This window comes from Flavihumibacter rivuli, assembly GCF_018595685.2.
GTDB lineage: Bacteria > Bacteroidota > Bacteroidia > Chitinophagales > Chitinophagaceae > Flavihumibacter > Flavihumibacter rivuli.
Genome location: NZ_CP092334.1, coordinates 3,073,242 through 3,090,879, shown reverse-complemented (window position 1 = coordinate 3,090,879; position 17,638 = coordinate 3,073,242). Strand labels below are relative to the sequence as shown.

Sequence of the window (17,638 nt, the reverse complement as noted above, 5' to 3'; positions counted from 1 at the left end):
TGGCTTGATGGCTGTAGCTTGAACAATTTAGTTAATGAGAAAGATTATTCTTCCGTCTTTTTCTTGCGGGTTGTCTTTTTAGGCTTTTCTTCACCTTCAGCAACAGGCTCAGCTGCGTCTTTCTTGGCTGCCTTTTTCTTGGGGGCCTTTGCAGGTTTTTCTTCTGCCACTTCCACTACCGGGGCTGCTGCTTCAACCACTTCTGCTGCTTCTTCAACAGGCGCGTACTGGCTGAGTTTGATCTCCACATTGTTCTTCTTCAGGACTTCATACCACTTCACCATCTTCTTCATATCGCTGGCATACACCCGTTCGAAGTCCATATCGGCATAAACCTTCTTGAAGAAGGCCTTCAAAGCCGCACCATCCTTAACATTGGGTAAGGCTTCACCTGACTTTTCAATTGCCTGGAAAACATCCACCAGGTTAACGTTCTCCCTGATCGTGTAGATCTCGATACTCTCCAGGTGGGAGAAGTTGTGGATCCGGGAAGAAACAAATTTAGTCGTGTTATCATCAAGGGAGCGAACGATCGCACCGTCTGTCTTACTGCTGACCAATTCAAACAATCCCGGCAATCCGGTCACTGCAATGATTCTGTTGTATTCCATATCTGCAATTTGTAAAGGAGGTGCAAGATAAGGCGAAAATGGGAAACGCAGGCTCCTGCTTACCCATCCACCGTTCATCAATTCCTTTTCCGAGGGGTCAGAAAAATTATTAACTTATATGATTATCAATTTTTTACTCATTGCTAAAAACCTTCCACATGAAGCATGCCATCAGCTGGTTTGAGATCCCCACTACAGATATTGAAAGGGCTGCCAGGTTTTATGAGGCTGTTTTCCAGGTAAGCCTGGTGCCCATGGAAATGCCCAACCTGAAAATGCGGATGTTCCCTATTGACGATCCTATGGAAGGGATCGGTGGGGCACTATGCCAGGCAGAAGGCTTCTACCATCCTTCCCTCAGTCATGGACCCCTTATCTACCTGAATGGAAACCCTGATGTCCAGCTGTATTTAGACCGCATAGTTGGTGCAGGAGGAAAGGTCCTTGTTCCCAAAACAGAAATATCTCCTGAATATGGCTTTATGGCTGTCTTTGAGGATTCGGAAGGCAATAGGATTGCCTTACATTCAGTGCCTGCGGGGGCATAGGCGACACATCCTGGCCATTTTCATGAAGGCAATGTTATTCCCAGGACCTACTTATGGCTCAACATCCATTGATACAATCTTTCAACATCATATTTATTGAAGAGTTGTGTTCCGGGGTTCATGGTAGCCGCTGTACCACAGGCGATCCCAAATCGGGCCATGGTAAAGGGGTCGGCACCTTTCCATAACTGGTAAGCCATCCCGGCCACCATGGAGTCTCCTGCCCCAACCGTACTTTGCTTTTTTACAGTTGGCGCCGGGATCTGCAGATGCCCCTCTTTCGTGATGACCATCGCCCCCTGTGCGCCCATGGAAACGACTACCATTTTGCATTTGTTTCCTGCCAATAACTTCCGGGCGGCTTCTGCAACCTCAATGGTTTCCAGCTTCTCTTTTCCTGCCAACTGGGCCAGTTCATTGAGGTTGGGTTTAAGCAGGAATACCCCTTTTTGGGCTGCTTTCAACAACGGCACCCCTGAACAGTCAATGATGCAAGGGATATCCCGTGATGCTGCATATTCTGCCAGTGCTGCGTAAAACCCTTCATCGCAACCGGGAGGAAGGCTTCCGCTGCCAACAATTACAGCGGGCGGTGTTGGTAAGGATTCAATGCGGTCAATAAAATCCTGAACGAGTCCGGCAGGCATGGTGGGGCCTGGTAAAACAAAGCGGAACTGGTTGTTGCTGTTGCGTTCGAGCACGACCAGGTTTTCCCTGGTCTCCCCAGCAATTGGGATGGTAAGGTATTCAACGGATTCCCTGGCTACAGCTTTTTCCAATTGCTGGCCATTTAAGCCTCCGCTGGTGAAAAGCGCCAGGGTAGGGGCACCCAATTCCTGCAAGGCTTTACTGACATTGATCCCCCCTCCGCCGGCCTCCACCACCATTTCTGTGCACCGCAATTTTTTCTCGGGAATGAGCTGCTCAGTAGAGGTGCTCTTATCAACGGCTGGGTTGGGGGTAATTGTCAGGATCATGACGATCAGTTTTTATTGATGTCTGCCAATACGGCTTCAATGCGTTGTACCATGGTCTCCAGATCGGAATAACCGCGGGAAAGAAGGTAAAACTTGCTATCACTTACTTGCATCAATACACAGGGATAACCGGTCACCTGTAATTGCTTGCACAGCGCAAAATCGTAATAGGCCTTCTCTTTATAGGTGTCACTCTTCAGTTTTTCATAAAACTCTTCTGCCGGGATCGCATATTTCTCCAATAAGTGACGATAGGCTTCATTATCGCAAAGGTCCCGGCCTTCATAGTGCAGTGCATACTGCAGGTCGGCCGCGAATTCCACCTGCCTGTCAGGATAGTATTCCCGGAAAACGCAAAGGGCAATAGCCGGCTTTTCCGAATTCGGGTACCAATCGCTCATGTCGGGGTTGAAAATATGCCAGAGATAATCCTGGCCGAAGGTTACGCCAGTCATTTCCTCAACGGTCTTATAGGCTTCGCTGATATAGCCGGCCATCACACCGATATGCCTGGGACTTTCCGGCAGGATCATCCCCCCTGATAAAACCTCAAAAGCCATCCGGTCACTGTATAATTCAGAAATTTTGCTGATCACAGGGCTAAAACCATAGCACCAGCCACAATAGGCATCATAACAGTAATAAAGCGTTGGAGTCATGCTGCAAAGTAAATGCATTCTGCAGGATCGGCGTCCTTTGACCATCCGGACCTGTGACAGCTGGTTTTACTTAGCCTTTACCTCATCGAACCTTTGGTCATAATCGTTCCTGATGGTTCCCATGATGCGGTCCCAGATCAGGAAATACAGGCCATAATTGCCTTTGAAGTATTGGTGGTGCTGGTTATGGTTCACGGAGGTATTGATCCATTTTCCCAGCCAATGCCTGCTGAAGCCCCTGGGGTAAAGCTCATAGCCCAGGTGGCCATAGACATTATAAGTGATCATGAACAGGAAGAAAAGGGGAAGGTGGTATTGGTGAATAGGAATGGTGAAGAGGAAAACCGGCACAATACCAGCCTCCACGATGGCTTCCAGCGGATGGAAGGCATAGGCCGCCCATGGACTGGGATTCGTGGACTTATGATGGGTAAGATGCAAGATCCTGAACAGCCGGGGATGATGCATCAGCCGGTGTGTCCAATAGAAATAGGTATCGTGCATGAACAACATGATGGGGAAGGCCAGGAAGAAATAGGGCCAGCCATATTTTTCAATATCTGTGTAAAAGGTGGTATGCGGCCCGATCACAGGGTTGCGGATCAGAAGGATGGGTACAAAAGCAAAAATGGATATGGTGATGATGGAAAAGCCGATCTCCCTGAGGTAGTCCTTGCTGACCGGGAACCTTTTCTGGATCTTTTTAGGGGATAGCCTGGTACGTAATAGTACATAACCGAGCAGGAAGGCAATGCCGGCGATGATGAAATACCTGCCCCCGATCAATTGGGCCACTTTGAAGTACTGTTGCCAATCCATAGTCGATGCAATTGCCCTAAAGTTACAAAGGACCCCAATTGATCGTGGTCATAAAAAATGCCGGGCTAAACCGACATTCCAATAGTTTAATGTGCTTCCAGCCAATTGTCACCCATTCCGACCTCCGCGATGACCGGCACTTCATTGGGCAATGGTAAAGCCGATTGCATGCAGTCGAGGATCAGGGGTTTGAGGGAATCCACCTCTTCTTTCAATGCATCAAAGACCAATTCATCATGCACCTGCAGGATCATTTTACTCCTTAATTTTTCCCTCTTGATCGCAGCATGGAGACTGGCCATGGCCAGTTTGATCATATCGGCAGCAGTACCCTGTATCGGTGAATTGATCGCGTTTCTTTCTGCAAATCCCCTGACCGTAAAGTTGCTCGAGTTGATATCCCTGAGCCATCGCTTCCTCCCCATCAGGGTCTCCACATACCCACGTTCACGGGCAAAATTGACCATATTGTCCATATAGCTGGTGATGCCGCTGAACTCTTTCTTATAATTATCGATGATCTCCTTGGCTTCTGTCCGGCTGATGCCCAGGTTATCGGCAAGCCCGAAAGCGCCCTGTCCATAGATGATGCCGAAATTCACGCTCTTGGCCTTGTACCGCTGCTCTTTGGTTACTTCCTCCTCCGGTACACCATACACTTTGGCGGCAGTTGCTGTATGGATATCCTTTCCACTGCGGAAGGCCTCACACATATTCTTGTCCCCGCTGATGGCCGCTACAATCCTAAGTTCTATCTGGGAATAGTCCGCAGAAAGCAGGATATGCTGCCCATCCCGTGGAACGAATGCTTTCCTGATCTCCCTGCCCCTTTCTGTCCGGACAGGTATGTTCTGGAGGTTAGGGTTATTGCTGGATAGCCTGCCTGTAACGGCTATGGCCTGCCCATAGGAAGTGTGTACCCTTCCAGTCTTTCGGTTGATCATTTGGGGCAGCGCGTCAACGTAGGTGGATTTCAGCTTGGTCAGTTCCCTGTAGGCGAGGATATCGTCCACGATCGGGTTTTGTTGGGCCAGTTTCAGCAGAACATCTTCCCCGGTTGCATATTGGCCGGTCTTTGTCTTTTTAGCTTTGGGATCGAGCTGAAGCTTTTCAAACAGGACTTCTCCCAGTTGTTTGGGGGACGCCAGGTTGAAGCGGACCCCTGCCTGCTGGTATACCCTTTCTTCTGCTGCTTTGGCATCCCTTTCCAGCTGTTTAGAATATTCATTCAGGAAGTCAACATCAACTTTTACCCCTTCAAACTCCATGTCGGCCAGCACTTTTACCAGGGGGTTCTCTACTTTTTCAAAAACCTTTTCTACTTCCAGCTGCTTCAGCATGGGTTCAAAGACCTGCTTCAACTGGAGGGTGATATCAGCATCCTCTGCAGCGTAATCCTTGATCTTTTCCAGTTCCACATCCCGCATATTGCCCTGGTTCTTCCCCTTCTTACCAATCAGTTCCTCGATATGCACGGGTTCGTAGCCCAGGTATTTGGCACTCAGCAGGTCCATTCCCCTCTTCCCTTCGGGCTCAATTACATAATGGGCCAACATGGTATCGAAAATACTTCCGGCGAGTTCCACCCCATACCATTTCAGGACGAGCAGGTCATATTTGATATTCTGGCCGATCCAGCGTTTGTTCTTATCACTGAACAGGGGACCAAGCTGGGTGAGGATCTTTTTGGTTTGTACCTGGTCTGCCGGACAGGGGATATAATAGGCTTCGTGTGCCCTGGAAGCAAAGCTCAGGCCTACGAGTTCGGCGTCATTGGCATCCAGGTTGGTGGTTTCGGTATCGAAACAGATCTCGGGGGCTTCAGCCAGTTTCCTTACCAGGGCTTCAATGGCATCTTCACCCTGGATCAATTCATAATGATGGGAGGTATTGGCAATATTTTTATCAACAGACAGGAATTTTTCCTGCGAATCGTCATTTTCAGCTGGCTTCGCCAATTTGCTGGCGGGGGTGTCGACAGCATTACCAAAGAGGTCGGTCTGGACACCCTGTGGGGCAGATTTCGTAGCATTCGGGGACAGGATCTCTTCGCCAAGGATTCTTTTGGCAACCGTCCGGAATTCCAGTTCGGTGAAAACTTCCTTTAAGGCATCCTTATTCCACTCCTTGAGCCTGAAGTCCTCTTCGTGGAATTCTACCGGGACGGCAGTGATGATGGTGGCCAATTTCTTGGAAACCATGGCCGATTCCTTACCATTCCTTACCTTTTCACCGAGCGCTCCCTTGATCTGATCTGCATTTTCCAGGATGTTTTCGAGGGTGCCGTATTCGGCCAATAGTTTGGCGGCGGTCTTTTCCCCTACACCGGGTATGCCGGGGATATTGTCAACCGCGTCCCCCATCAGGCCCAGCATATCGATCACCTGGTCCACTGATTTGATATTCCATTTATTACATACCTCTTCAGGGCCGAGGATCTCAACATCCCCTCCCTGGTAACCAGGCTTGTAGATCTTAACCTTATCGGATACTAGTTGACCGTAATCCTTGTCCGGGGTAACCATAAACACCTCATAACCAGCAGCTTCTGCTTGTTTACTAAGGGCACCAATGACATCATCAGCTTCATAACCATCTACTTCCACCACCGGGATATTGAAACCCCTGATGATTCTTTTGATATCAGGTAAGGCAAGGATAAGGTCTTCAGGCGCTTCCTGCCGGTTGGCCTTGTAGTCAGTAAAGTCGATATGGCGTTCTGTGGGTGCTTCGGTATCAAAGCAAACCGCCATATGGGTCGGTTTCTGGTTATTGATCAGGTCCAGGAGTGTGTTGGTAAATCCGAATTGGGCATTGGTATTCCTGCCCTGTGAAGTAATGCGCGGGTTGCGGATCAAAGCATAGTAAGCCCTGAAAACCAAGGCCATAGCATCCAATAGAAAAAGGCGTTTATCCATGTGACGAAGGTAGGAAATTGAAAAGGGTCAAATATAAAATGAAGCCACCAGGAAATGAATTCCGCTAAAAAACTCTTCCCGTATCAAAGATCATGAAGGAAGAAAAGGATGGTTGAAATGAAGGGCCTGGTTAAAAGAATAAAACTACCGCTATCGAAAAGCAGCACCGGGTTATAAATATGAATTCTGGCTGATGCCCAACAAGTGTCTGAAAATCAAAGCCGTCCAAAAGGTCCACAGGAAAATTGATTCCGGGAAGTGAAAAATTATCAGCCCGTTAATTTCCGGCCTTCATGAAAAAGATATGAAAATCGGGAACTGGGTCTTAAAGCCTTCCAAAATTCAAAATCGCCGGAATTAGACGGGTAGGATTGAATGCCATTACAACATACCAAAACTGTAAAATTGGATTGTACCAATTTTGAAAATCCCCAAAATTCAGGCAGAGCCCAAATCCAAGAAACTTCGTGTAAAAATGCTAAATGATCCGAATCGGTAAAAACTGCTAAAAAATCAAATCACCGTATTCAGGAGGGTCAAAATTCAAAAAAGCTGAAAATTGGCAAAAAACATCATTTCAATTGATGCGGAAATCTGGATTTAGCAATACTAAAAAAAAGTAATAACATTAAATAAATATATAATATGAAATGCTAAAACTTTTCACAATAAATAATATTAAAACGTGAAAATCTAAAATAAAAAATTAAAAATTCACAATTATATGATGCTTTCAATCTGGTCCAGGAATTCAGTCAGGCCTATGCAGTTGATGGAGGGCTCGGGTTTTGATAGGGGGCCTTTTGGTACGATCACCCAGCCTTGATGGAGGTTCAGGTCGCTCATTCCAACATAGAAACCCCTTGACAGGCTTGGTTTTGAGGAGAATTTAATGTCGATGGCCATTACCGGTTTGTTCCCTTCGGACAGGACCAGGTCGCATTCCGCCCCATGATGGGTGCGGTAATAGGAGAGGTTAAGGTGTTGGGGCAGCACAGCAGCAATTTGCTCCACCACATAACCTTCCCAGGAAGCCCCTACTGCAATGTTCATGGGAAGCTGGTCCTGGCCGGCAATACGGTTCATGGCATGAAGAATACCGCTGTCGCGGATATACACTTTGGGGGCTTTGACCAGTCTTTTGGCGCTATTGAGGGTCCAGGAGGGAAGTTGCCGTACCAGCATGGCTGCTTCCAGGATCTCCAGGTAACGTTTTACGGTTGGGCTGCTTACTCCAAGGGAACGTGCATAGGTTTCAGCATTCCATACTGCCCCGTTATTGGCCGCCAGCATCTGCCAGAAATTCCTCATCACGCGTTCCGAGATATTGACCCCGGAGATCCTCGAAAGGTCCTTTTCCACATAATCCCTTACCAGTTCCACCAGGAAACGTTGTCCATTGGCTTCATTTTTAGCGGTGAGGGAAAGGGGGAAGCCTCCCCTGAACCAATGCCGCTGCATACTGATCTTGCCATTGCGGGCCTCCCTGAAGTGCAGGGGGGTAAGCTCCAGAAAGGCAAACTGTCCAGCCTGTTCAGGGGGCAAGGCCTTTTTCAACCAGGCCGGTGAGACGGACCCGGTGAGGATAAACCTTCCCGGCCGCTTATCCTGTCCAATGATCTCCGCCATGGAGGGAATTAATGCAGGCAGGCGCTCAATTCCTTCGATTATGACACAATTGTTGACATACTGTTCCAGCAGGAAGGCCGGATCATGGGATAAGAGCCTAAGGTCATTTTCTTCCCTCAGGTCAAAAAATACCGGCGGATAAACCAGGTTCCTGGATAGCTGCCTGGTAAAAGTAGATTTACCAACCTGCCTTGGTCCTGATAGCACAAGCACTGGAAATTCCTGCAAAAGCAAACTGGTATCATGTAAGGAGCTTCTCCTGATCAAAGAAAAGAATTTTAGTAATAGCGAAAATAGTAATTTTTATTTTAAAAATTCACGTATAAAAAGAATCATATGAGCAGATCATTTCTCCCCAAATCCTTTTCAGTCAATGGCTACGTTGAAACGCATACAGACTTTAAAAAATGCGTAGTGCAAAATTCTGGATTCCTGATTTGCTAATTCCGGGACGGGACAGGGCACAGGTAAAGGGGGGCGGTTCATCTAGAGGCAGCCCGTCCATCAATGGAGTGAATTGATAATCAATAGGTTTATTCTAAAACACCCTCTTTGATCTCTTCCCAGAGGTCAGCATAGCATTGGGCGGCATAGCTGGATGGGGCAAAGGCGTGTACCGGGGCCTGGTGCTGGCCCATCTTTTCCACGTCGGAGAGGTAAGGAATGTAGTTGGAAAAGAACTTCTTGTCCCTGTAAAGTTCTTCCATGATCTCATGGTGCATATTCTTCCTGAGGTCCACCATGGTAAAAAAGCACATCAGTTTGGAAAGTTCCAGCTCCTTATCCTTGAAATAATCTTTTACGATCTGGTAGGTCCGGACTGAAAGCGTAGTGGGGATGGTTGGCATCAGCACGATGTCAACAGCATAAAAAATATTCTCTGAAAGGGTCGAAAATCCGGGAGGCACATCAATAAAGACAAAGTCGTACTCCGCTTCCAGTTGTTTCAGAATAGATTTGAACCTCCTTTTGGAGGTCCGCATTTCTTCCATGATCAGGTCAAGGTTGCGGGCGGTTAGGTCAGCCGGGATGATGGAGATATTCTCATATTCAGTAGCCATGATCACCTCATCAAGGTTGATCTGGTCGCTGAATAATTTGGAGCTTCCGGCTTTGATGCCGGGTTGTACATTGTAATAGAAGGAAGCGGATCCCTGGGGGTCCAGGTCCCAGATCAGCACCTTGTAACCATCCTGCGCCGCCAGGTAGGCAAAATTGACACTGGAGGCGGTTTTTCCAACACCTCCCTTCAGGTTATAGAGTGCAATGGAAATCATATGATGAAAAATAATCTATTTCTTCATTTCTTCCAATTCCTTTTGCATCCTGAACATCTCATCCCTTAGGCGGGCAGCTTCCATGAAGTCAAGGTCACGGGCCGCCTTTTCCATTGCTTTCCTGGTCTGGTTAATGGCTTTTTCCATTTGCGGGATGGTCTGGTAATTCGCCTGTTCCTCTGCAGCAACCGGCACCAGTTCTTCATCCGGCGCAACGGCATGAGGGTTCTTCACATCATAACCCTTGATATCCAGGACGGAGGTCTGGGCCATTACCTGTTCTATGGACTTCTTAACTGTCTTTGGGGTAATATTATGTTCCTTATTGAAGGCGATCTGTTTTTCCCGGCGGCGGTTGGTTTCGTCAATGGTCCTTTGCATGCTTTCCGTCATCCTGTCTGCATAAAAGATGACCAGGCCATCTACATTCCTTGCGGCCCTTCCTGCGGTCTGGGTAAGTGATTTCTCATTACGCAGAAAACCTTCCTTGTCTGCATCGAGGATAGCGACCAGGGAAACCTCGGGCAGGTCAAGGCCTTCCCGCAACAGGTTAACCCCAACCAGTACATCAATTTCTCCCAGCCTTAGTTGGCGAAGGATCTCTACCCGGTCAAGGGTGTCTACTTCGCTGTGGATATACTTGGACTTGATATTGATGCGGGCCAGGTATTTGTCCATCTCTTCAGCCATTCGTTTGGTGAGGGTGGTTACGAGGACGCGGTCGCCCTTTTTCACCCTTTTGTCGATTTCCCCCAGCAGGTCATCGATCTGGTTGTAGCTGGGCCGGATTTCAATCGGGGGATCAAGGAGGCCTGTTGGCCTTACCACCTGTTCCACTACTACCCCGCCGGTCTGCTCCAGTTCATAGTCCCCCGGGGTGGCTGAAACATAGATCACCTGGTTCAGCATGGATTCAAATTCATGGAAGTTCAGGGGCCGGTTGTCCAAGGCAGAGGGAAGGCGAAAGCCAAAGTCGACGAGGGTGAGTTTCCTGCTCCTGTCGCCGCCGTACATTCCGCTTACCTGTGGAATGGTCTGGTGGCTTTCATCAATGACACAGAGGAAGTCCTTGGGGAAATAGTCCAGCAAACAGAAGGGACGGGTCCCCGGCTGCCTGCGGTCAAAGAAACGGGAGTAGTTTTCCACGCCATTGCAATAGCCCAGCTCCCGGATCATTTCAAGGTCATAGTTGACGCGCTCGTTGAGCCGCTGGGCTTCTATGAAACGACCCTGCGCCTTGAAATAGTCAACCTGTGCGGCCAGTTCGTCCTGGATCTCGTAGAGGACCTGCTGCATCATATCTTTCGGTGCCAGATAGAGGTTGGCCGGGAAGATCGCCGCATTATCCAGTTTCCCGATCCGTTTTCCACTGGTAATGTCAAAGCTTTCAATGGTTTCAATATCATCGCCGAAGAAGGTAATGCGATACCCAATATCGAGATAGGGTAGGTTGATGTCAACAGTGTCCCCCTTTACCCTGAATGTACCGCGGGCAAAGTCCGTCTGGGTGCGGGTATACAAAGAGTTGACCAGGGCATGCAGGAAACCCTGCCTGGAGATGGTCTGTCCTTCGTGAATACGAACGATACCGTTCTCAAATTCGGTCGGGTTTCCCATACCGTAAATGCAGCTGACAGAAGCCACCACAATGATATCCCGCCTTCCACTCAGGAGTTGTGAGGTTGCCTGGAGCCTGAGTTTATCCAGTTCTTCGTTAATGGACAGGTCCTTTTCAATATAGGTGTCCGAAACCGGCATATAGGCCTCCGGCTGGTAGTAATCATAATAGGAAACGAAGTAGCCAACGGCATTATCCGGGAAGAACTGCCTGAACTCCCCATACAGCTGGGCTACCAGTGTCTTATTATGGGTGAGTACCAGTGTAGGCCGCTGGACATTCTGGATCACATTGGCGATGGTAAAGGTCTTGCCGCTACCTGTAACCCCAAGCAGGGTCTGGTGTTTTTCACCATTACGGATACCCTCTGTCAACTGACGAATGGCACCCGGCTGGTCACCGGCCGGTGGGAAGGGCGCATGAATGGAAAATGGCATGGTGCAATTTAGCAAAAGGGCAATAGCCTTGTTTGAAAACGGCCCGGTTTAACAAAGTTGAATGGAAATACCCTGCGATTCATTTGGATAACATGTTAGCGGGGTCGAATTTTGCCATTCAAATTCACAGCTATGGCAGGTCCCACGAAAACATTGAACTGGTTGAGTAAAATCGGCATTGCGGAAGGCGTTTCCTTCCTTCTTCTGTTAGGGATCGCCATGCCGTTGAAATATAAGGCGGGCATACCGGAGGCTGTAAAGTTCACCGGCTGGATCCATGGTGTCCTTTTCGTGGCCTATGTGTACCTGGTCTATATGGCTGCCCAGGAGAGGAAATGGCCCATCAGCAGGAGCTTCCAGGCCTTTATAGCCGCATTGTTACCTTTTGGGACCTTCATTTTTGACCGCAGCCTCAAGGCGGAAATTGCGAAGGCAGAACAGGCTCAACAATAGTAAGACTAGTATACCAGGACTAGTCTATTTTCCTTTTGAGGTAGCCGGAGTAGTCAGGGATATTTACCGAATAGGGCTGGTTCAACAGCGGAGAAGTGAGGATGAAATCTGCCGTTGACCGGTCACAGGCAACCGGGCAGTTCCATGCGATGGCCACCCTCAACAATGCCTTGACATCACTATCATGGGGCTGGGCTTCCATGGGATCCCAAAAGAAGATCAGGATATCGATCTCCCCGGAAGCGATCATCGCCCCTATCTGCTGGTCGCCGCCCAAAGGGCCACTCAATAGTTTTTTTACCGGACGGTCAAGCTGGTCTTCCAGCAGGCGGCCGGTGGTGCCCGTCGCCAATAGTTCATGCTTTGCCAGGATCACCTTGTTAAACTCTGCCCATTCGATCAGGTCTTTCTTCTTGTTATCATGTGCCACCATGGCAATCCTTTTCCTGGCTGATAGTTCTCTGCTCGGCATTTGCGGATGATTTGTCCTAAAGGTCAATTTAAAAAAGGATTAACAGGCCTCTGCCAATATGATTTTTTAGGGAGCGTTATCTTTCGGCACAATACTTGTTCACATGTTTTCCACATTTCCCGGACCAAGACCATGACAGTACTAACCCAGAACCTGCTATGGGCGGGGCTTTTCCTATTCAGGGGGGCTTTCGCACAGGCAATACCTTCACCATTCCCTTCGCCGCAGTTGCTGGCAGCTGCCTCGGGGGCGATAATGATCAAGCTTGAGCCGCCTGAACAGGGCAGGGGCAAGCTCACCCTTCGCTGGAAGATAGCATCGGCAAACCCCTTGGGGTATATTGCTATTGAAAGGGCTACCACCACGGATGGGCCCTATGAGTCTTTGGCGGTGATCCGGATGGATAACCAGTTGGGCAGTTTTTTGGATGAGCAGCCCATCAAAGGCAAGAGTGTTTACCGCATCAAATGGTTAACGGAAGGGGGCTATACCCATTACTCCCGTCCGGTACAAACTGTGCTGGCCGGCGACCTGAGTTACCGTTTCTATCCTAACCCCGTTGATAATATGCTGATCATCCGTGCAGAGGAGAGAATGGAAATGGTGATCACTGATAATCAGGGCAAGCCACGCTTTACCCTTCCTGTACAACCTGGCTTACAAACCCTGGATGTTTCCTCCCTGGAAAAAGGGTTTTACCTACTTACCCTCACGCAGCGCGAAACGGGCAGGGTGATCACCGAGAAACTGGTAAAGAACTGACTTACGTAGTTTTACTCGATTTTAAAAAACACTTGCGTATGTAAGTGAAAACCTCTAATATTGTATTGGTTTTTCATAGGATATTGGATTTTAAAAACGGGGTTGAATGTCTATTCAGACCCCTTTTTTTATGCCCTAAACTTCCCAACTACAGGAGCAATTCGAATTCTTTATAACAGAAAGCCCCGCTAAGTATTGACCAGCGGGGCTTTCTGTTATGTATAGGTTGACCTTGGAACTATCAGGTGAGCCTGGCAGGGAGCGTGGGCCGGCTTCCTCTCCTGTTGAAATATTGAATGAACCAGGTAATCGTAAAGGTGGGAATGAAGTCGGTGAAGGGTAATATTTCTTCCACCAGACTAAAGACGCCACCCAGCGCGCCCTTCCAACCACCGAACATCCTGAAGAAGACGAGGGCGGAAACAGGAGCCCAGACCAGGTCGCCGAATTCACCCAAAAATGGAATGGCATAGGTGAAATAGCCAATGGCATCCATCAGCAGGCAAGGCAGGAGCGGTATTTGTCGGTTATTCATTTTCTTGATTTCCGATGGCAGACGGTAAAACAACCGGCAAGGTTGTATAGGCATTACCTGGATTCGCGAAGACAAAGTCTTTCATGGGAGCAAACTGCATCACTTCCCCAGGAATTCATGCTTGGCTATGCGGTAGTAATAGCCTGGTTTATCATGGAAAAGCGCAGATTTCCAGTAATGCAGGCCAAGTTTCTCCAGTACTTTGATTGAAGGTTTGTTGGCTACCAAAACCCGCCCGATGATCTCTTCCAATCCGAGTGTGTTGAAGCCGTAGTCGAGGCAAGCCCTTGCGGTTTCTGTTGCAAAACCCTGGTTCCAGTATTTCTTGAAGAACCGGAAACCAATATCTGTTTCCTTTTCTTCCGGGTGGTATTTCAGTCCGCACCAGCCAAGGAAATTACCGCTGTTTGTTTCAATAACGGCCCACCTGCCGTAGCCAAATTTCTGGTATTGGTCATATTCTTCGATGAACCGACGGGCTGCTGCTTCAGATGCAAAGGGCTCATCACCTGTGAACAACAATACCTCCGGGTCATTATTCAATTCAAATAAAGCTGCGGCATCATCTGGACCTAATTCCCGGAGTATGCATCTATTGGTCGATATAACAGGCATGCCAAGTATGGGGTATTTGGTTTTAAGGCTGTAGTGCCATTCCTAAAGATAATTCCCGGGAGGTCATTTCCAAAATCATTCCCTACTATCATTGGACCAGGCTGGTAAAGGTTATTTGAATAAGAGGTGATGCAGGAGTACAACCCATGGCTATAATGCCTTCATTGCCTGTAATAGCCGCTGACCCCATGTCACCAGGCGCAGCGATGGATTCGGTAAAAAGGAGGTAAGCCAAAGTTGACAAGTAACTGATCCAATGGTTTTATAGCGTCCGGAACTGGATTATTGCAAGCTGTAAATTTCATTGTTTTGATGGTGTATCCGGGATTTTTACCGGTTTAACAGTTAATTGACACTGGTAAATCAGATGTTAATGTGACAAAAGTCATATAGCTACAGGTTATAATAGGCCTACATTCGGAAAAACGTTTCTATGCTAAGGTTATTGATGGTTCTGGCCCTTTCGGCAAATGCCTGGGGAATCAGTAGTGGATGGGAAACGGACTTTGCGAAGGCCAAGGCCCGGGCAAATACGGAGCAAAAGCTCATCCTGCTCAACTTTTCGGGATCAGACTGGTGCATACCCTGCATCCGGTTGAAGAAGGAGGTTTTCAACGACTCCCTTTTCCTGCAGTATGCCGATGAGCATCTTTTGTTGGTCAATGCAGATTTCCCCCGTTCCAAAAAGAACCAGTTGCCTAAAGGGCTGGAAGACCAGAATAATCAACTCGCCGAGCACTTCAATCCCAAAGGAAGTTTTCCCCTAACGATACTAATGGATGCCAATGAAAAGATCCTGAAGGTTTGGGAAGGAAATCCTGACCTGTCACCAGAAACATTCATCAATCAAATCAAGGCCTATGATAGCCACTGATCATTTTGCAACGATCTCGCCACAAGTACATCGCAGGGTCTTGAAATTAATGGGCAATCGGTTTGAGATCACCGTTATCCTGAAGGACCCGAGGGATGCAGCCTTCCTCATTGATGCAGCGGTAAATGAGATCCGGCGGATAGAAAAATTGCTGACAACCTTTAACGAAGAAAGCCAGACCAACCTGATCAATCGGAATGCGGGCATAAGACCGGTGAAGGTTTACCCGGAAGTGTTCCAGCTGATCCAAAGGGCGCAAAGGATTTCAACAATCACCCAGGGCGCTTTTGACTTAAGTTATGGATCAATTGATAAGAGCCTATGGAATTTTGACCTCGGCATGAAGTCATTGCCCGATCCCGAATCCGCCCGTGAAGCGGTCAGGCTGATCAACTACCAGCATATCATTCTTGATGAGGCGGAAGGAACAGTATTCCTGAAAGAAAAGGGTATGAGGATTGGATTTGGGGGAATCGGTAAAGGTTACGCTGCCGATCGGGCCAAGCAGATCCTTTTGAATAGCGGGGTGAAAAGTGGAGTAGTGAATGCTGCCGGCGACCTGACTGCCTGGGGTAATTTACCGGATGGTAGTCCCTGGACCATTGGGATAGCTGATCCCGATGCTTCGAGCCAGCCCTTTTCAGCCTTAAACATTTCGGATATGTCGGTGGCAACTTCGGGCAACTATGAAAAGTTTGTGACCATCGATGGCAAAAAATATTCACATACCATCGATCCGCGCACAGGAATGCCCGTACATGGAATAAAGAGTGTTACCATCATCAGCCCAATTGCAGAATTGGCAGATGCCCTCGCAACACCGGTAATGGTAATGGGCGTGCAGGTTGGTTTAGACCTGGTCAATCAGTTGGCCAAGGTTGCCTGTATCATCATAGATGAGCAGGATAATATCTATACAAGCGATAATATAATCCTTAGCAAATGCAGCTAATCAAATCAAGGTCGGTTGGGGTGGCCCTAGTACTGTTCATGATTACCCAATCCTTTTCCTGCACGGCAGTGAAGGAATTCCAGAAAACAAGATTGAATGACGGGGAAATGGTCCTTGGAAACAGGAAGGTGGAAAAGACAGAACTCAGTTTCCAGGGTTACCGCGAAGGAGCTTCTGGTGCAAATGCCGGTAAGTCAGGCGGAGGATGTGGATGTAATTAATGAATCAATCAGGGATCAATGCGAAAATTAAGTTTAACCGTTATCGGGTTATACCTCGGTATACTCGCTGCATTTTCACAGGTAAAATCACCAGGAACCGATTCCCTTTACAAGAAGAGAAAGCTCCAATTGGATGAGGTGAACCTTGTTTCCAGTTACTACCACCAGGATGGCAATAATGCTGCTACCACTGGTGGAACAGGTTCGGAGAAACTCAGCGATTTTTCCAATGCCATTGAGGTGAAACTCATCAATTGGGACAAAAAGGGAAGAAAGCAAAACTGGACAGGTGAAATTGGTATTGACCATTATACTTCGGCTTCTTCTGATAAGATCGACCCCAAAACATTGAGTTCTGCTTCCTCTGCCGATACAAGGGTTTATCCATCATTAGGTTGGTCCAGGGAGAATGAGAAGAAGCGCACGACATTTGGTTTCGGGGTATCCTCGTCAACAGAATTCGACTATCAATCCTTTGGCCTGAATGCACATTTTGAGAAGCAGACGAAGGATAAGAGCGGGGAGTTCGGGGCAAGGGCCCAGGTCTATCTTGACAAGCTGAAATTAATTTACCCGGTTGAGCTAAGGGATACACCTGGCGGTGGCGAGGATGGCAACCATGGCTATGGGCGAAGTAGCCGAAACAGCATGAGCGGGTCCTTATCCTGGAGCCAGATCGTCAACCAGCGATTGCAGGTGATGTTCCTGCTGGACCTTGTCTACCAAACAGGTTATCTTGGCTTGCCCTTTCATCGGGTTTATTTCAATGACGGAACGGTGCATGTAGAAAATCTTCCTGACACCAGGTTTAAGTTGCCGCTTGGTTTCCGGGCCAATTATTTCCTGGGCGACAAGATCATCCTCAGGTCGTATTACCGTTTCTACAAGGACAATTGGGGGATCACTTCGCATACCATTAACCTGGAAACCCCGGTTAAGCTAACACCCTTCTTTTCCATCAGTCCCTTCTACAGGTACTATAGCCAATCGGCCGTAGAATATTTTGCCCCTTACCTTGGTCATGATGGTTCGAAGGAGTATTATACAAGTAATTATGACCTTTCGAAGTTCACCAGTCATTTCTTTGGGGCTGGATTCAGGATCACACCCATGAATGGATTGTTTGGCTGGAAGCATTTCAATATGCTGGAAATAAGGTATGGGCATTACAGCAGGAGTACTAACCTGAACTCCGATATCATTTCCTTAAACCTGAAGTATAAATAGGCGGGAAGAAACCGGGGAATATCGAATAGGGGCA

General features: G+C 48.1%; 18 protein-coding genes. 7 read left to right on the top strand and 11 right to left on the bottom strand.

Going from position 1 to position 17,638, the window contains the following annotated elements; genetic code table 11:
• Positions 1–44: 44 nt before the first annotated feature.
• Positions 45–611 (bottom strand): DUF5606 family protein, encoded by a 567-nt coding sequence (locus KJS94_RS13160; RefSeq protein WP_214447945.1) that lies wholly within the window; start codon positions 609–611, stop codon positions 45–47.
• A 158-nt stretch (positions 612–769) separates the two neighbouring features.
• Between KJS94_RS13160 and KJS94_RS13155 the strand changes: the two genes are divergently transcribed.
• Positions 770–1,159 (top strand): VOC family protein, encoded by a 390-nt coding sequence (locus KJS94_RS13155; protein WP_214447944.1) that lies wholly within the window; start codon positions 770–772, stop codon positions 1,157–1,159.
• A gap of 47 nt (positions 1,160–1,206) precedes the next feature.
• On the opposite strand, the gene KJS94_RS13150 is transcribed toward KJS94_RS13155, so the two are convergent.
• The 7 genes from KJS94_RS13150 to uvrB form a co-directional block, all read right to left on the bottom strand.
• Positions 1,207–2,136, bottom strand: coding sequence for a 1-phosphofructokinase family hexose kinase (locus KJS94_RS13150; RefSeq protein ID WP_214447943.1), 930 nt, complete (start codon positions 2,134–2,136; stop codon positions 1,207–1,209).
• Positions 2,137–2,141: 5 nt separating this feature from the next.
• Positions 2,142–2,795: a DsbA family protein gene (locus KJS94_RS13145; RefSeq protein ID WP_214447942.1), complete on the bottom strand. Its 654-nt coding sequence runs from the start codon at positions 2,793–2,795 to the stop codon at positions 2,142–2,144.
• Positions 2,796–2,861: 66 nt separating this feature from the next.
• Positions 2,862–3,614, bottom strand: coding sequence for a sterol desaturase family protein (locus KJS94_RS13140; protein ID WP_214447941.1), 753 nt, complete (start codon positions 3,612–3,614; stop codon positions 2,862–2,864).
• Positions 3,615–3,700: 86 nt separating this feature from the next.
• The gene (gene polA, locus KJS94_RS13135) at positions 3,701–6,532 is read right to left on the bottom strand and encodes a DNA polymerase I (protein WP_214447940.1); all 2,832 of its coding nucleotides are present in this window, start codon (positions 6,530–6,532) and stop codon (positions 3,701–3,703) included.
• Positions 6,533–7,252: 720 nt separating this feature from the next.
• Positions 7,253–8,428, bottom strand: a complete 1,176-nt coding sequence (locus KJS94_RS13130; protein WP_214447939.1) for an ATP-binding protein — start codon at positions 8,426–8,428, stop codon at positions 7,253–7,255.
• A 266-nt stretch (positions 8,429–8,694) separates the two neighbouring features.
• Positions 8,695–9,438, bottom strand: coding sequence for a ParA family protein (locus tag KJS94_RS13125; protein ID WP_214447938.1), 744 nt, complete (start codon positions 9,436–9,438; stop codon positions 8,695–8,697).
• Positions 9,439–9,453: 15 nt separating this feature from the next.
• The gene (uvrB, locus tag KJS94_RS13120) at positions 9,454–11,493 is read right to left on the bottom strand and encodes an excinuclease ABC subunit UvrB (protein ID WP_214447937.1); all 2,040 of its coding nucleotides are present in this window, start codon (positions 11,491–11,493) and stop codon (positions 9,454–9,456) included.
• A 132-nt stretch (positions 11,494–11,625) separates the two neighbouring features.
• Here uvrB and KJS94_RS13115 point away from each other — a divergent pair, with 132 nt between their 5' ends.
• Positions 11,626–11,946, top strand: coding sequence for a DUF3817 domain-containing protein (locus KJS94_RS13115; protein ID WP_214447936.1), 321 nt, complete (start codon positions 11,626–11,628; stop codon positions 11,944–11,946).
• 19 nt (positions 11,947–11,965) lie between these two features.
• Here KJS94_RS13115 and KJS94_RS13110 read toward each other — a convergent pair whose 3' ends face one another.
• The gene (locus tag KJS94_RS13110) at positions 11,966–12,418 is read right to left on the bottom strand and encodes a methylglyoxal synthase (RefSeq protein ID WP_214447935.1); all 453 of its coding nucleotides are present in this window, start codon (positions 12,416–12,418) and stop codon (positions 11,966–11,968) included.
• A gap of 132 nt (positions 12,419–12,550) precedes the next feature.
• Between KJS94_RS13110 and KJS94_RS13105 the strand changes: the two genes are divergently transcribed.
• Positions 12,551–13,180 (top strand): T9SS type A sorting domain-containing protein, encoded by a 630-nt coding sequence (locus KJS94_RS13105; RefSeq protein WP_214447934.1) that lies wholly within the window; start codon positions 12,551–12,553, stop codon positions 13,178–13,180.
• A 241-nt stretch (positions 13,181–13,421) separates the two neighbouring features.
• Here the strand turns inward: KJS94_RS13105 and KJS94_RS13100 are convergent, their stop codons facing one another.
• Together KJS94_RS13100 and KJS94_RS13095 are read right to left on the bottom strand one after the other, a co-directional pair.
• Complete coding sequence (locus tag KJS94_RS13100; protein WP_214447933.1) at positions 13,422–13,715, bottom strand: hypothetical protein; 294 nt, start codon at positions 13,713–13,715, stop codon at positions 13,422–13,424.
• 99 nt (positions 13,716–13,814) lie between these two features.
• A complete protein-coding gene (locus tag KJS94_RS13095) occupies positions 13,815–14,330 on the bottom strand; it encodes a GNAT family N-acetyltransferase (RefSeq protein ID WP_214447932.1) in 516 nt (171 codons plus the stop codon).
• 433 nt (positions 14,331–14,763) lie between these two features.
• Here KJS94_RS13095 and KJS94_RS13090 point away from each other — a divergent pair, with 433 nt between their 5' ends.
• The 4 genes from KJS94_RS13090 to KJS94_RS13075 are packed head-to-tail and all read left to right on the top strand — an operon-like array spanning position 14,764 to position 17,604.
• A complete protein-coding gene (locus KJS94_RS13090; protein ID WP_239804164.1) occupies positions 14,764–15,204 on the top strand; it encodes a thioredoxin family protein in 441 nt (146 codons plus the stop codon).
• Positions 15,191–16,156: an FAD:protein FMN transferase gene (locus tag KJS94_RS13085; protein ID WP_214447931.1), complete on the top strand. Its 966-nt coding sequence runs from the start codon at positions 15,191–15,193 to the stop codon at positions 16,154–16,156. The genes KJS94_RS13090 and KJS94_RS13085 overlap by 14 nt, the downstream gene beginning before the upstream one ends.
• A complete protein-coding gene (locus KJS94_RS13080) occupies positions 16,147–16,377 on the top strand; it encodes a DUF4266 domain-containing protein (RefSeq protein ID WP_214447930.1) in 231 nt (76 codons plus the stop codon). The genes KJS94_RS13085 and KJS94_RS13080 overlap by 10 nt, the downstream gene beginning before the upstream one ends.
• A gap of 18 nt (positions 16,378–16,395) precedes the next feature.
• Positions 16,396–17,604 (top strand): DUF3570 domain-containing protein, encoded by a 1,209-nt coding sequence (locus KJS94_RS13075; protein WP_214447929.1) that lies wholly within the window; start codon positions 16,396–16,398, stop codon positions 17,602–17,604.
• Positions 17,605–17,638 lie beyond the last annotated feature (34 nt).